Annotated in this window: 11 protein-coding genes; 5 read left to right on the top strand and 6 right to left on the bottom strand. The window is 38.0% G+C overall.

Going from position 1 to position 15,721, the window contains the following annotated elements; genetic code table 11:
* Window positions 1-32: 32 nt before the first annotated feature.
* From ACFOOI_RS21095 to ACFOOI_RS21105, 3 genes are read right to left on the bottom strand one after another with little or no spacing between them, the layout of a single operon-like run.
* Entirely contained in the window at window positions 33-677 is a 645-nt protein-coding gene (locus tag ACFOOI_RS21095; RefSeq protein ID WP_379840081.1) for a hypothetical protein, read from the bottom strand.
* On the bottom strand, window positions 678-1,640 hold the full coding sequence (locus ACFOOI_RS21100) for a VWA domain-containing protein (RefSeq protein WP_379840082.1): 963 nt from the start codon (window positions 1,638-1,640) through the stop codon (window positions 678-680).
* Window positions 1,637-4,117 carry a PIG-L family deacetylase gene (locus ACFOOI_RS21105; protein WP_379840083.1) on the bottom strand — a complete coding sequence of 827 codons (2,481 nt, stop codon included), beginning with the start codon at window positions 4,115-4,117 and terminating at the stop codon, window positions 1,637-1,639. Before ACFOOI_RS21105 ends, ACFOOI_RS21100 begins: the two co-directional genes overlap by 4 nt.
* 26 nt (window positions 4,118-4,143) lie before the next feature.
* Between ACFOOI_RS21105 and ACFOOI_RS21110 the strand changes: the two genes are divergently transcribed.
* Window positions 4,144-6,993, top strand: coding sequence for a S8 family serine peptidase (locus tag ACFOOI_RS21110; RefSeq protein ID WP_379840084.1), 2,850 nt, complete (start codon window positions 4,144-4,146; stop codon window positions 6,991-6,993).
* Window positions 6,994-7,134: 141 nt separating this feature from the next.
* Window positions 7,135-9,801 carry a sodium-translocating pyrophosphatase gene (locus ACFOOI_RS21115; protein WP_379840085.1) on the top strand — a complete coding sequence of 889 codons (2,667 nt, stop codon included), beginning with the start codon at window positions 7,135-7,137 and terminating at the stop codon, window positions 9,799-9,801.
* Window positions 9,802-9,855: 54 nt separating this feature from the next.
* Here the strand turns inward: ACFOOI_RS21115 and fbp are convergent, their stop codons facing one another.
* The 3 genes from fbp to ACFOOI_RS21130 all read right to left on the bottom strand — a co-directional run bounded on the left by fbp (window position 9,856) and on the right by ACFOOI_RS21130 (window position 12,934).
* Window positions 9,856-10,848, bottom strand: a complete 993-nt coding sequence (fbp, locus tag ACFOOI_RS21120) for a class 1 fructose-bisphosphatase (RefSeq protein WP_379840086.1) — start codon at window positions 10,846-10,848, stop codon at window positions 9,856-9,858.
* A 124-nt stretch (window positions 10,849-10,972) separates the two neighbouring features.
* On the bottom strand, window positions 10,973-12,160 hold the full coding sequence (locus ACFOOI_RS21125; protein ID WP_379840087.1) for a BamA/TamA family outer membrane protein: 1,188 nt from the start codon (window positions 12,158-12,160) through the stop codon (window positions 10,973-10,975).
* A gap of 132 nt (window positions 12,161-12,292) precedes the next feature.
* Window positions 12,293-12,934: an RluA family pseudouridine synthase gene (locus ACFOOI_RS21130; RefSeq protein ID WP_379840088.1), complete on the bottom strand. Its 642-nt coding sequence runs from the start codon at window positions 12,932-12,934 to the stop codon at window positions 12,293-12,295.
* A gap of 249 nt (window positions 12,935-13,183) precedes the next feature.
* Between ACFOOI_RS21130 and ACFOOI_RS21135 the strand changes: the two genes are divergently transcribed.
* The 3 genes from ACFOOI_RS21135 (at window position 13,184) to ACFOOI_RS21145 (ending at window position 15,609) form a co-directional block, all read left to right on the top strand.
* Window positions 13,184-13,345, top strand: coding sequence for a hypothetical protein (locus ACFOOI_RS21135; RefSeq protein WP_379840089.1), 162 nt, complete (start codon window positions 13,184-13,186; stop codon window positions 13,343-13,345).
* Between the two features lie 197 nt (window positions 13,346-13,542).
* Window positions 13,543-14,370 (top strand): 1-phosphofructokinase family hexose kinase, encoded by an 828-nt coding sequence (locus tag ACFOOI_RS21140; RefSeq protein ID WP_379840090.1) that lies wholly within the window; start codon window positions 13,543-13,545, stop codon window positions 14,368-14,370.
* Between the two features lie 153 nt (window positions 14,371-14,523).
* Window positions 14,524-15,609: an AI-2E family transporter gene (locus ACFOOI_RS21145; RefSeq protein ID WP_379840091.1), complete on the top strand. Its 1,086-nt coding sequence runs from the start codon at window positions 14,524-14,526 to the stop codon at window positions 15,607-15,609.
* Window positions 15,610-15,721 lie beyond the last annotated feature (112 nt).

Raw genomic sequence — 15,721 nt, forward strand, 5'->3', positions numbered from 1 at the left:
TATTTAAAACTGAGGTGCAAATTTCGGTTTTATTACCAATCTTTTTCTATTTTTTTGCCACTATTTTTATTCGGAATCAAAATTTTTGATTCTGAATACCTCAAATCCTCAAGTAATTGCAGTGCTTTTTCTTTTGAAATGTTGTCAGACTTGTATTCATCAAGCTCATCCTCCTTTTTGTCAGAAGCTTCTATTTTTTGATTTTGCTGCTCTTCCTGATTTTTTGAAGAGGGGGGTGGAGACTTTGGTTTATAAAGGCGGGCTATGAGTTCGTAGTTAAATCGAGCCTCTTGTGAGTTTACGTTTTTCTGAATGGCACTTTTAAAAAAAGTCAAGGCCAAGGCACTATCGCGACGCAAAATGGCCAAGTTGCCGAGTTGATTAAGTGCATGAGCCGACAGCTTGATGTCTGGGGTTTCTACGGCCAGTTCGTAGTTCAATCTGGCACTTAGGGTATCTTTTAAAATGTAATACGCATTTGCGGCATCAAGTCTAAGTTCGGGTTCTATGAGCCTACTTATGTTTTCTATTTTCTCAAAGGACTCAATCGCTTTGCCGTAGTTTTTACTTTTTTGATATTGATTAAACTCTTCTTTAAAAATATTTTTCTGCTCAATATTTGTAAAATACTGAGGATTAATAATTAAAAACAATATTTGGTATATAAACTGATACATTTAAAGTTTTATGATATTTACAGAGACTAAAAAGTCTACACAAATCAAGAGTAAAGCTAGTATTAAAAAATAGCTGTATTTGTTATAGGTTACTAACTGTTGATTTAGATTTTGATTTTCATTTTTTAACGTATTTATATATGCCAAAAGTTTGTCAGTTTCTACATTTCTTTGATTGACCATAAAATAAGGCTCTTTTGAAATTTTACTCATCCTTTGCATTAAATCGAGGTCGGTCTTGGTAACTACTTCTTGGCCGTTTTTATCTTTTTTGAAACCATTAATAAGTGGTATTTTGCTGCCGTCGCTGGTACCGATTGCAAAAGGCAAAACATGAACCTTAGCTTTTTTGAGTGCTAAAAGTTCTTTTTCATTTAGTCCATAAAATTGCTCACCGTCTGTATTGATTATCAGTACTTTGTTTCGGTTGCTGTTATTGTTTAGAATATCAAATTTTTCTGAACACAAATCCAAAACGGTATTTATATCGCTGCTTCCTTTGGGCAGTATGGATGTTTTTAGAGACTGAATATTTTTCTTAAGTATCTCTTTGTCAAATGTTAAGGGAGTTTGGATAAATGCTTCGGAGTTGAAAATAATAATTCCGAATTTGTCAGAAGGCATTTGTTCAACTAAAAATAGCATTTCGCTTTTGGCCTTTTCTAACCTCGACGGTTCCACATCGTTGGCGTTCATAGATGCCGATAGGTCAAACGCCAAATAAATGTCTTTCCCTGATGAAAGTGCTTCGGTTTCTGATAAGCCAAAGTTTGGTCCCAAAAGCCCCACGATAAGTAGTCCGAAATACCCTGTTCTTATAAAAAACTTTATAAAAACGGAGTTGGGACTCGTTTGGAATTTCTTAGAAACTATAAATATTTTAACTATATAGAAAACATATATCGATACGAATATCGATATAAATATTATCTCTGTAGTTGAAATTGACCTACTCCAATTCATTTTCCTAATGAAATCAAATTACTCATTAGCCTATACGCTCCTGGCACTCCGGCTGGCAGCTGTCTAAACAACGAAAGACCTGTAAATACATAGTTTCCTTTGCCATATTTGGCTACTAAAAGAGAGCCTTCAAGAGGTTCTTCACCTTCGTCGTTCATAGCCAAAATTGGCGTGTATTTGTCTGAATATTTATCTCCGAAATACAATCCTCGTTCTTGTATCCATCCTTCAAAATCTTTCTGCGTGATTTTGTTTGGAGTGTTTAGTATTGGATGATCTTTTTGTAAGAAAGTTACGGCAGCATTTTCGTCAGTAACTCTTCCTCTGCCTACACTCAGTGGATATGGTCCAAGGTCTTTGGTTTTTACAGTACCATAAAACGCCTGCGTTTGATATTGAACAATCAAATTACCACCATTTTTAACATAATTAAGCAAAAGCTCTTGGTTGGCAGCCAGCCAATCTTGGGTGTTATATGCTCTAACGCCTATTATGATCGCATCGTATTTCGCTAGGTTTTCATTGATATTTCCAGCCGTAATCATGGAAACTGTATAGCCAATCTGACGCAAAGCACTTGGTACTTCGTCGCCAGCTCCTTCTACGTATCCTAGGTTTTGACCTTTCTTTTTTATGTCTAGTTTGTTGGCTACCGCTTTAGCTTCTGGGAATGTATTTAGCTCAGGTATGTGCTCATAGCTTATTGTTTTTAGTCCGTGCGTATATACACCATGACTTGTTTTTGCTACTACTTTTATTTCTATTTCTGATTTTGTGGCAGGAGGCGTAACGGTAAAGTATACTTGCTTTTCTTGGTTTTTTTCTTCAAAATTTACCTTAATCTCATTTGGAGATGAAATCCAGTTTTTGGGAAGGTCAAGACTAATGGTAGCATCTAAATTTGCAACAGTGGCTTTGGCCGAAATACCCACCTTTTTAGGTAGATTGTCTGCAAAAACTAGCACCTTTTGGTCTACGTTAACCATTATTTCAGGTCTGATTTCAAAGTATTTGTAGATTTCCCCTCTAGCTGGTTCTGTATATTTATATTTGATAGCCGAAGTGAACGGTATTTTAACGCCTTCTATTTCAAAGAAAAAGGTTGCCTGAAGTGCATCGGGTGCCATCGGCTGACTTCTAAATTTCTCGTCTGACAATACATACGTTCCTTTTTGGGCTTCCTTTTGTAACCAATACGGTTGTGTAACAGCTGCGTTTTGAGGAATGGTTATGTCAAATACTAAATCGGTGGATTTGTTAAAAGGTAAAGTAATTGGAGAAATTATGCTGTCTTTATTTGTCTCTCCAGAAACCGAAATGCCACTAAATTTAATGTCAAGCATTGATCGTGTAGTTACTGTTCCGAATATTTTCAAAGATTGCCCTGGTGCCGCAAAATTTACCGAAGGATTCGCCTCAAAATATAAGCCTGAACATTGGGCTATCAAGTTTTTACATTCTTCTAGTTTGTTTTCGGTATAAACCGTTTTTTCTAAACCATCTATTAACTTGTAGATTTCTAAAAGCTCTTTCACGCTTTTTGAAGGGTCTTTTAAGTCATATTTAGCAATTATTCCATTTAGCTTTTCTCCGATTGACTTACCGCCTGCTATTCTATTCCAAGTACGGTCTAGGCCGTCAAAGACATCATCAACTGCTGGTTCACCTTTAATATGTACCATGAAGTCATATCGCTCATTGCGGGTAGGAGCAGAGCCAAAACCCTGACTGCGGTGTTTTGATCTCGCTTCGGCTGCTATTTCAGGATATGATTTTCCTAATAGCGGATTGAAGTCGCCAAGAGAAACCTTTACGAAGTTTTTCTCTTCAGGAGTGGAATTAGTAAAGCCACGGTTGTATGAGTTCCAAACCAATCTTTTGGCTTGCCAAACGGATACTAATTTTAGTTGCTCGGGAAATTTGGTCGGATCTGCGGCTGCATCAAATGCTTCGGCTGATAGTACTGCTGATGCCGAGTGATGCCCGTGTCCGGCTCTTTCGTCAGGCGGAAATCTATTTATTATTACGTCAGGTTTAAGTCTTCTAATTTGGAAAACTAAGTCGCTCAATATTTGTTCCCTTCCCCAGGTTAATAAGGCCTCGTCTGTTTTTTTTGTAAAACCAAAATCAATTGCTCTTGAAAACAATTGCTCGCCACCGTCTATTTTTCTCGCTTCTAATAATTCGTGTGTTCTGACTAGCCCAACGTATTCGCCTTGTTCGCTTCCTATTAGGTTTTGGCCACCGTCGCCACGAGTCATTGCAAAATATGCAGTTCTGGCTTTTTTCTCTTTGGCAAGCCAAGCAATCAATAAGGTGTTTTCGTCATCAGGGTGAGCGGCCACGTACATGGCGTTACCTACTGTGTTGAGTTTTTCTATTCCGTGGAGAATCTCGCTACTTGTTAAAGGCCTCGTTTGTGCGGAGACACTAACTGTACAATAAAAAAGGAGAATAAATAGCCAATTTTTTTTCATATTTTTGTCTCTAATGGTATGAATGTATGAAGAAATACTTCGGGTTGTTTTTAGTTTTATTTTCGTTTTCTAGCACTTTTGCTCAGAAAGATTCCTCTAAATATTTAGAAGGGGAACTTTATATTAGGCTTAAGTCTAGTAAAGTTTCTACAAAATTTACGTCTCTAAATCGAATTTCTATATCAAAAGATTTACCTTCTTTAAACAGTAACATAAAGAAAGGGAATTTCTCAGTTGAAAAAATTGAAAAATCTTTTAATTCTGCCAAAAATAAGGATTTAAAAAATATCATTCGGTTAAAAATAAAAGAAAACGATAAAATAGAAGAATTGATAGAGGAATTAAAAGCCAGCGGTGAATATGAGTACGTTGGCCGAATTCCGAAAAGGACCATAATTGCAACCCCAAATGACCCTTCGTTTAGTCAGCAATGGAGTTTATCCAAAATTAAAGCCACCGAAGCATGGGATGAAAACTCAGGTGCAGCTTCCGTAATTGTAGCCGTGGTAGATAATTCTATCCAAACCAACCATCCCGATTTGGCCGCCAATATGTTGCCCGGGAGAGACATGTCTGTAGACGGTGATTTTGATCCTAATCCGCCAAATGTAAATTTTGCACATGGTACACACGTGGCAGGGATATTATCAGCAGTTACAAATAATGCAATAGGTATAGCTGCTGCCGCTAATAATAAAGTAAAGATATTGCCCATAAAAGCCACCAGCGATTTTGAGAGTTATAATAACATTTCTTATGGTTACGAAGGGATTGTGTGGGCGGTAGACAATGGTGCTAAAATAATCAGTTGCTCGTGGGGTGGTGCTACCTACGATGAAATAGAAAAAGCAGCCATAGATTATGCTTATGCCAATGGCGTAATAGTAGTGGCGGCAGCTGGAAACGATAATACTGCTGATCTGAACTATCCGGCGGCTTATGATCACGTGATTTCTGTGGCTAGTGTGGGCCAAACAGATGTGAGAAGCTACTTTAGTAGCTACGGGAGTAAGGTTGATATTTCTGCACCCGGCGAAAGCATTTTGAGTACTTTACCTTTTGGTGCATATGGCTCCTACTCAGGAACTTCTATGGCTACTCCGCTTGTGTCTTCATTTTTGGGGTATTTGCTTTCTACATTTCCCACCATTACCAATGCCGAATTGGAAAACTTAATGAAGTCAACCTCAGATGATATCTCATCACTTAATCCGGGATTTGAGAATTCTTTAGGTTCAGGTAGAATAAATTTACTTAATGCAGTTTCGTGCAGAACCCAAAACTTAGATACTTTAAGTCTAAAAATCAGTGCAAGTCGGTATTTCTGTGCTGGAGATAGTGCGTATCTTTTTACTAAAAAAATAAATGGACTGAGCCATTCTTGGTATAAAGACGGTACTTTGTTGCCCAGTACAACTGATAGTATTTGGGTGAACCAACCTGGCGTATACAAGTTGAAAATTCAGAAAGGAAATTGTTCCAGAGTATTAAATACGATAAAAGTTTTAGAAAACACCTTGGTTTCATTCCCATCTTTAGCTTTAAATAAAGAGGTTTTTTATTGTGCTACAGTGGCAGATACTTTGGTGCAAATCGCACAAATGTGCTCACAACCAAGTTTTTATGAAAAGACTTATTCAGGAGGTACTGTCGGTTACGACAATTTTGTAAAAAGTGGTGCGGACCCAACTGTGGTTTTTTCTGGTATTCCGGGCTTTGTGGATTCACTTGAAGTAACCATTCAGTGGCAAAAGAAAGATGGCGGTAATTTTAACTCGTGTGGAAACACTGACGGTGGCAGTATTCCGTATAATGAGGAGGTAGCTTTTTCTCTGCAAAGTCCAGAGGGTGAAACTGTAGAGTTAATAGGTTTTGGTACATATCAAAGAGGAAATACTACGAGTGGCTTAGTCACTCAGGTATTCAAATTGGGAGTTGCTGGAATACCCGTAAATTCGCTTCCTGCAAATGGAACATTTTCTCCTTCCGGAGATTTTTCTAAATTGATTAACGCGGTACCAAACGGCACATGGACCTTATTGCCGCAAGATAACTCTGAAATTGACCCACTCTGTGTTTCGGGTTTTTCTATAAAAATATATACAAATTATGTTTCTAATGTACCGAGTCTTTCTTGGTGGGACAGCCCTATGGGTGGAAACAAGGTGAGTGACTCTTCTAAATTTTTATTGCCAAACCTAAGTGTTGGAGAGCATCTATATTTTGCTCAAAGCAAGTGCAATGAATTTTGCCCATCGGTAAGAACTCCTACACGTGTAACTGTGAAAACGGTTCCTGAAATCGTTGGGTTTTCTTTTGATGATGTGATTTTGAGTCGAGCTCAGGTGATGGCTATTATGGCAGCCCAGAGTTACAGTGTTAGAAAAAGCAGTGCTAACCTATATTATGTGGAAGGTTTGGATCAAAACGGGCAGTTTTACAGTTATCAAATTTCCAATAAAGGACCTTCGGTTTCGCCAGTGAGTGTGTGTAGTTCGGCAGATTATGTTTTGGTAGCCACAGGGTGTACGGGTACTGTATCATGGAGCAATGGCGAAACCAACTTGGGTATTATTTTGCAAAATCTAAATCAAAATATGCAGATTACAGCTAGTTGCAATCAAACGTCGGCATGTGTACCGCCGCCGCCAAGTATATTTAGTTTTTCTTTGGCTACTTCACCCCAAATTCTAACAGGGACATTGAGTCAAAACTCAATTCAGAGTTTCTACGGGAGTAGCCTTGAGTCTACCCAGAAAATAAATCCTACTTCACAAATTAATTATAAAGGAACATCTTCTGTGGAGCTAAAGCCCGGTTTTGAAGTAAAGCAAGGCAACGTTTTTTCTGCCCAAATCGGCAATTGTAACAATTAGAATTTTAATTTGTATTCTTCTTAGGGTCTATTTTAAGAAAAGTTTCAATTTTTTGAGATTTAATTGCATAATACTTTTTTATTGTGTCCATCTGCAATTAAATTTGTTCAAATCTTATTTTTAAAATTTAAACCCTATTATATGAACTCTATTGTTTATCTAGTGCCCTTATTTGGTCTAGTGGGCTTAATCTACACCGCGATTAAGTTTAACTGGGTTTCCCGCCAAGATGCTGGGGACGAAAACATGCAAAGGCTATCCGGCTATATTGCTGACGGTGCCATTGCATTTCTTAAAGCCGAGTGGAAAGTATTGGCAATGTTTGCTATTCCAACGGCCATTATTTTATTTTTCTTAGGGTCAGATGAAGGAACGCCCGAAAATCCAATTCACTCATCACCTGTAATCGCATTAGCGTTTATTATTGGAGCCGTTTTTTCTGCATTTGCAGGATATATCGGTATGAAAGTAGCCACCAAAGCAAACGTAAGAACGGCTCAAGCCGCTCGTACTTCACTTGCAAAAGCTCTTAATGTTTCGTTTACAGGAGGTTCTGTAATGGGAATGGGAGTTGCTGGTTTGGCTATCTTAGGTCTTGGAGGTTTGTTTATATTGTTTTATAACTATTTCGCTCAAGGCAAAGCCCTTACTTCTATGGAAATGAGAAAGGCTATTGAGGTTTTGGCTGGTTTCTCTCTTGGAGCTGAGTCAATTGCTCTTTTTGCTAGAGTAGGTGGTGGTATTTATACCAAAGCAGCCGACGTAGGTGCTGACTTAGTAGGTAAAGTAGAAGCCGGTATTCCGGAAGATGACGTTAGAAACCCTGCAACTATTGCAGACAATGTGGGTGATAACGTAGGTGACGTAGCGGGTATGGGTGCTGACCTTTTTGGTTCGTATGTGGCTACTATTTTGGCTACCATGGTTTTGGGACAAGAAATTAGTGTTACAGACAATTACGGTGGTTTTTCACCAGTTTTATTGCCGATGCTTATTGCCGGTGTAGGTCTTTTGGCTTCTATGGTAAGTACGTTTTTTGTACGCGTTAAAAACGAAACTGATTCTGTTCAAAACGCCCTTAATATGGGTAACTGGCTTTCTATCGTTATTACGCTCGTGGCTTCTTATTTTTTAGTAAAAAATATCCTCCCAGAGACCCTTTCACTTCGTGGTTTTGAATTTACTTCGAATGATGTTTTCTATGCTATTGTAGTTGGCTTAATAGTGGGTACCTTGATGTCTATCATCACAGAATATTATACAGCTATGGGTAAAAGACCTGTAGACTCTATCGTTCAGAAATCAGGCACAGGTCACGCTACGAATATTATCGGAGGATTGGCAGTAGGTATGGAATCTACCGTTCTGCCTATTATAGTATTGGCAGCGGGTATCATTTTCTCATATGCGTTTGCGGGTATCTATGGAGTTTCTATAGCCGCAGCAGGTATGATGGCCACAACGGCTATGCAGTTGGCTATCGATGCTTTTGGACCAATTGCGGATAACGCGGGAGGAATTGCCGAAATGTCTCAACTTCCAAGTGAGGTTCGCGAAAGAACAGATAACTTAGATGCAGTAGGAAACACTACAGCGGCAACAGGTAAAGGCTTTGCAATTGCTTCGGCGGCATTGACTTCACTAGCTTTATTTGCAGCTTTTGTCGGCATTTCAGGTATTGACGCGATTGATATTTACAAAGCACCAGTATTGGCTGGTTTGTTTATTGGAGGTATGATTCCATTTATATTTTCTGCCCTTGCTATCTCTGCGGTAGGTAAGGCAGCCATGGAAATGGTAAATGAAGTTCGTCGTCAGTTTAGAGAAATTCCAGGTATAATGGAATACAAAGCTCAACCTGAGTATGAAAAATGCGTTGAGATTTCAACCAAAGCATCACTTAAAGAAATGATGTTACCAGGAGCTATCGCTCTATTGGTTCCTGTTTTAGTTGGTTTTGGATTTAAAGGCGTATTTGCTACAACTTCATCTGCCGAAATATTAGGAGGATTACTAGCAGGGGTTACTGTTTCAGGTGTATTGATGGGGATTTTCCAGTCAAATGCAGGTGGAGCATGGGATAACGCCAAGAAGTCTTTTGAAAAAGGAGTTAACATAGATGGGGAGTTTTACAAAAAAGGTTCGGAGCCGCACAAAGCCGCCGTAACTGGAGATACTGTAGGTGATCCATTTAAAGATACTTCGGGTCCTTCTATGAATATTTTGATCAAATTAATGTCAATCGTTTCGTTGGTTATAGCACCTTATATCGCTGTCAATAGCGAAAATAAAATGGGAGCAACTGAGGAAATCGTGATGACAGAAATGGTTGAAGAAGTGGCTGCCGATATGCCAAGTGTTAGTAAAACACTTTCGTCAGGTGTTAGTCTTGATTTTGTTTCTGGTGGTATCGAAGATAAGCTGATAAACTTCATCGAAGACCCAAGCTCAGAGGCGAGCAAAGACAATTGGTTTAATTTTTCAAACCTTAACTTCAAAACAGGAAGTGCAGTTATAGATGAGTCTACTATGAAAGAGGTAGATAATATCTCTGAGATTCTAAAGGCATTCCCTGCTGTAGGAATTAAAGTAGGTGGATATACAGATAACGTAGGTAATCCGAATAACAATTTGGCTTTGTCGGTACAGCGAGCAGATGCAGTAAAAGCTGCTTTGGTTTCAAAAGGAATTGATGCTGCGAGAATTGAAGCGGAAGGTTACGGTGAAAAACACCCGGTAGCATCAAATGATACGCCTGAAGGTCAAAAACTGAACCGTAGAATAGCAGTCAGTGTAAGGAAAAAATAATTCATTTTGTTTAAGTACAAAGGTCAGTTCATTTTGAGCTGACCTTTTTTTGTATCAATGCAGCTCCATAAGTTCTTTAACCATCAGCTCAGATCCAACATATAGCGGACTCCTTTGATGGAAACTCGTGGCTTCTATGTCGAGTATTTCTTGGTAGCCGTCTGTGGCTCTTGCTCCGCTATCTTCGGCTAAAAACGCAAGTGGGTAGCATTCGTAAAGTAACCTGAGTTTTCCTTTGAGGTGTTCATTTGTGGGTGGATATAGATATATGCCACCTTTAAATTGGTTCCTGTGGAAGTCGCCCACCAAGGAACCAATGTACCTGCTAGAATATGACCTGTCTAAACAAAGCGACAGGTATTTTTTTATAGGGGCAAAAAATGAAGTGTAATTGCCATAATTTATTGAAAATATGTTCCCGTTTTTGGGAGCTATAACATTTGTGTGCGACAAGAAAAACTCTCCCAAAGAGTTTTCGTAAGTAAAACAGTTTACGCCTTTGCCAGTAGAATAAACTAAAATAGTAGATGAGCCATACAAAATATAACCCGCGGCTACTTGGCTTCTGCCACCTTGCAGAAAATCGGCCTCGTTTGCGAGTGTTCCTTCAGGGCTTATGCGGTGGTAAATAGAAAAGATGGTGCCTATCGAGACATTTACGTCAATATTAGAGGAGCCATCGAGCGGGTCTAGTGCCACCACATATTTGCCTTCGTTGTTTCCCGTATATATGATTCCTTCGTCTTCTTCAGTGATGATCGCACACACTTCGCCGCCGTTTTTTAGGGCTCTTATTAACCGCACGTTGGCTATTACGTCTAGTTTTTGCTGAGCTTCGCCCTGTATGTTTTCGGAGTCTGTGCCGCCTGTTAAATCTATTAAGCCTGCTCTGTTTACCTCGCGGTTAATAATTTTGGCAGCAAGGCCAATGTCTCTTAAAAGTTGAGAAAGTTCACCAGACGCACCTTTAAAAGCACTCTGCTGTCTTTTTATAAATCTGTCGAGGGTTACGCCAACCGGAAGTGTGAGAGTTTCGTCAATAGACATCTTTTTTTTGTTTGATGCCTCAAATCTATTCTAAGTTTTTGTAAAAGAAAAATATTTTCTGCGAAATTTCGCTAAATGTTAAAAATTAACAAAAAGTGTAATTTTCACAATTATTCGCATTGGTTTAAAATACTTCTGTCACGTTGATGAAGAAGCCCCTCGAGCCATTTTGCCCAAAGCCGTAGTCAAGACATACATTTGTGTCTGTAATCTTATTGAGTTTTAATCGAAGACCTAAGCCATAACCTGGCTTTAGCGTAGTAAATGTGGAAGAAAGGTCGCCAGAAAATTTTTGTAAATTATAAAAAACGACGCCTCGAAGTAAGTCATTTTTTAGGATTTGATACCTATATTCTGTTTCAAAATAAAACATATTTCGTCCCCTAAATCGGCCCTGAATATATCCTCGGCCTGTGTTGTAAGAATCGTCCCAACCGGTGCTAGGCAAAATCAAATAAGGCGGAGAGTCCTTGCTAGTGGTGAGCCAATACAAGTTCCAAAACGCAAGCACATTGTGCGAATTCCTCGGGAAAGTAACATACTTTCTAAGGTCTAAAATTAAAGATTCCCAGCTTTGGTCGCTACCCAAAAACTGCGGATTTACGCGGTAAACTATGTTTGCATAAATTCCCTGGGTGGCACTTACGTGATTTTCTCTGGAGTCGTATATTAATTTAAAAGCCAAGCCAGAAGCGAGTTCTTTGGTATTGAGCCTGTTTTTTAGTTCAGAAGCTGTAGCTGTTGATAAAGAATCACTGGCTTTAATATTCCAAAACGTATCAAAGTAATATCCAAGTCCTGTAAAAAGATTCGGAGCTACTTTTTTCATAACTGTTTGATGGAATTTTAAACCAGAAAAATCGGTCTCAATTCCTAAGTTTGGGTCTACTTTTTCGCCCAAACCATATATTAAAGAAGGATATTTGATATATCGAAAGTCTGTAATTAGGTTAAAACTGTTGTCTTTTGTCCAAATACTAGCTTGAACAGGTACTATTATTTGGTTGTATTGGGTATAGTTTATGCTGCCATTTATTATGGATGGCAATTGATTGGCACTTTTACCTAAATTGAAACTTACATTCACTATTCCAGAAACAGCCCAACCTGTCTGAAGTGTGTATCCCACCGCAGGAATAGCCCCAATTTGGATTTTTTTAGGTGCATGTTCTTGCTTTTTACTTTTAAAGAAATCTCTAATATCGATTTTTTCTATGGAGTCGGCAGTGCTTTTTTGTAAACTATCTAAGCTTTGAGCATTTAGACTAAAATTCAGAAAAAAGAAGAGGAAAAAAAGATTTTTGAAAGGCATATAATTGAATTTTCTCAGGCTTTTATTATTTGCCGAAACGATGTAAACGCTAAAAACAAAATAATAATTTATCGCTTGGGTGTTTTTTTGTCAAAGCTTTTCAACCTCAGGTTTTTAAAAAGTAAAAAATTATTAGAATCCATATTTCTCCCAGACTTTAGGAGGATTAATTTCGAAAGTTAATAACTCTTTGTTTTTAGGGTGAAAAAAAGCGAGAGCATACGCTTGCAAGAAAATACTACCGTCGGGACTACTTCTTTTGAACCCATATTTCAAGTCGCCCAAAATTGGGCTTCCTATTGCAGCCAATTGACATCTGATTTGATGAAAACGCCCCGTTTCTAAGGCAATTTCTAACAAATGATACCTTTCTGAACTTTGTAAAACTTTATAAGAAAGTACTGCTTTTTTAGCACTTTCTGATTCTGTTTTTGATGTTTTTGCCTTACTGTTAGTTTTGCTTAACCAATGCATTAGCGTCTGTGACTCTTTCTCTGGTTTTTGGCCGACTATTGCTTTGTACTTTTTAATTATTTGCTTTCGCTTAAGTTGTTCGCTTAGGTTTGCCGCCGATTCTGGATTTTTTGCAAGTAGCACCAGGCCACTTACACGTCTGTCAAGTCGGGTGATAATATGTAGTGGGGGGCTATCAGGAAATAACTCCAAAAGGCTGTCTTCATTGGAGTTTTCTTTTTGAGACAAAACGCCACTTGGTTTTACACAAACCAAAATCTCGTCATCTTCAAATATTATTTCGGGTGATATATTTTCCAAAAAGGGTGAGTTTTTAAAGGGCAAATTAAACAAAATAAAATGCTCGTTTCAGAATTTATATTAACTTTCTATGCATTTACTATTTAAATTTCAAACTCCAGAATTTCAAAACGCACGCTCATTTCCACCCAAACGTGTGAATTATATAAGTTGTCTGGATAATTCTATAACACAATTTCTTTGAGTAAAAAGCACCTTTACGTCTTAGAAAATAATAAGATATTTAAGTTAAACCTAAATGCGAAAATTATGAAAACACACTCAAAAAACACAAATCCAGTTTTTACCCAATTTCAGATTCTAAATATTGAAAGTTTTTCAGGATATCCACTTTATCCACTCAATAAAGACATTTACAAAAGACCCAGCAAAATATTGGACATAGATTTTGAAGAAATTCCCAGTAAATAAACTTAAGTTAACTCCGCTACTATTTCCAAAAAGAAAACCAGCTATTTTTTTTAAGGAAGGACTTTTTGCTCTTTATTGTAAAGAAATTATACTTCTCTATTCGGTTACAATTATTTAATATTCATTCAGGTTTTTAAAGCTATCAAAAAACACTAAATTCATTTTTATTAAAAAGTCATTTCAAAAAAAACAACACAATGTCAAAGATTGTAAGCATTACCTTTAATCCTGCTATTGATAAAAGTACGTCTATTGATTCATTAATTCCCGATAAAAAACTAAGATGTGCTTCCCCGGTTTTTGAACCGGGCGGAGGCGGTATAAATGTAGCACGTGCCATCAAAAAATTAGGTGGCGAGGCTTCTGCAGTTTATTTAGCTGGTGGATATACGGGAGTGAAATTTACCGAATTATTAGAAGAAGAAGGCATACCGTGCCTAGTGACCCAAACAAAAAATAACACACGCGAAAACTTGGTTGTAGTAGAAGAAAGTACAAATAAACAATTCCGTTTTGGAATGCCAGGTGCGGAGGTTTTTGAAACCGAATGGCAGGCTTGTCTGGAAAGTATCGCCAATATCGAGCAAGTTGATTTTATTGTGGCGAGTGGCAGCTTGCCCTTAGGTGTTCCCGTCGATATATTTGCGAGGATTGCTCGCATTGCCCAAGATAAAAAAGCGAAATTTATAGTAGATACTGCTGGTGAAGCCTTAATAAAAGCAGTAGAGGCGGGTGTTTTTTTAATAAAGCCCAATTTGGCTGAGTTGAGCTCTTTGGTAGGTAAAGAAGAATTAGATTTAGAATCGGTAGAGATAGAAGCCCGGAAACTCATAGAAAACGGGAAATGTGAAGTGGCTGTGGTTTCGCTTGGCCCAGAAGGAGCCATGCTCGTGACTTCAGACGTGCAGGTGACCATAAAACCTCCAAAAGTAGAAAGGAAAAGTACGGTAGGTGCTGGAGACAGTATGGTAGGGGGGATAGTTTTTTCTTTGGCAAAAAATATAAGTTTGATAGAATCTGTATAATATGGTGTGGCTTGTGGCACAGCCGCAACCATGAATGAGGGCTCAGAGTTATGCCGAAAAAAAGATGCCGATTGGCTCTTTGAGTTAATCAAAAGCATTAATGCTTAAGATTCATAAAAAAGTAAAAAAAAGTGCGTTTTTAATAAAAATACAATGACCATAACCTCAAACTCTGTACTCAAAAAAACGCTCTTGTTAATCCTTTTTATTGGGGGCATTTATTACGGAAAAGTGTTTTTTATGCCGCTTTGTTTCGGGGGTATTTTGGCTACCCTATTTTTGCCTTTTTGTCAATGGTTAGAAAGGAAAGGAATTCACAAGGCAATAGCCGTTATTATTTGTCTTTTATCTATTATCGTCGTTATAGGGTCTTTTGTTTCGCTATTTGGATGGAAAATTTCGGAGCTTGTAAGCCAAGCACAGCAGTTTAAAGAGAAATCCATTTTAGTCATAAATACCATTCAGGAATATATTTTTAGTCAGTTTGGCCTCACTAAGGCTGATCAAATGGTGCTTTTAAAACAAGAACAGCCTTCGTATGGCAATTTGATTCAGAGTATGGCAAGTGGTGTTTCGGCTTTGCTTGCCAATTTGGTATTGGTAAATCTTTACTTCATATTTTTATTGTATTATCGGGGTCATATCAAACAATTCATGCTTTTGCTTTCACCCGAAAGCCACCGCCCCGAAATGGAAAATATTATCCAAAATACCACAAAAGTTTCTCAACAATATTTGGTTGGTCTTTCTAAAATAATCATTTGTTTGTGGTTTATGTATGGCATTGGTTTTAGTTTAATTGGGGTAAAAAACGCGATATTCTTCGCTATTCTCTGTGGGTTTTTAGAAGTGATACCTTATTTGGGAAATATCTTTGGGACTTTCATTACTATTTTTGTGGCGGCCATACAAGGTGGTGATATTTCCTTGTTGGTGGAGATTGCCATCGTTTATGGCACCGTGCAAACCATACAAGGATGGCTACTAGAACCGCTGATTTTGGGGCCTCAAGTAAAAATCAATCCACTATTTACGATTATCGTGCTCATTTTAGGTCAATTGCTATGGGGTATTCCGGGTGTTATATTGGCAATACCGCTCACGGCAATGTTTAAAATAGTGTGTGATCATGTGGAGTCTTTAAAACCCTACGGTTTTTTGATAGGCGAAATAGTGGAGCAAAATCCGAAGATATCGCCTTTTCAGAGAATATTAAAAAGGCTCAGAATAAAAAAGTGAGTTTTCTTAATCCCTTTTTGGTTCAAGACCTATTTTAGGTATTTATCTTCTTTGATTTTTTCAAAGCGGGAACAGTTTTTTTACGAGGAAAAGTGTGGCGTTTTACTTTTAC

It is taken from the genome of Lacihabitans lacunae, from assembly GCF_042649125.1.
GTDB classification, from domain to species: Bacteria; Bacteroidota; Bacteroidia; order Cytophagales; family Spirosomataceae; genus Leadbetterella; species Leadbetterella lacunae.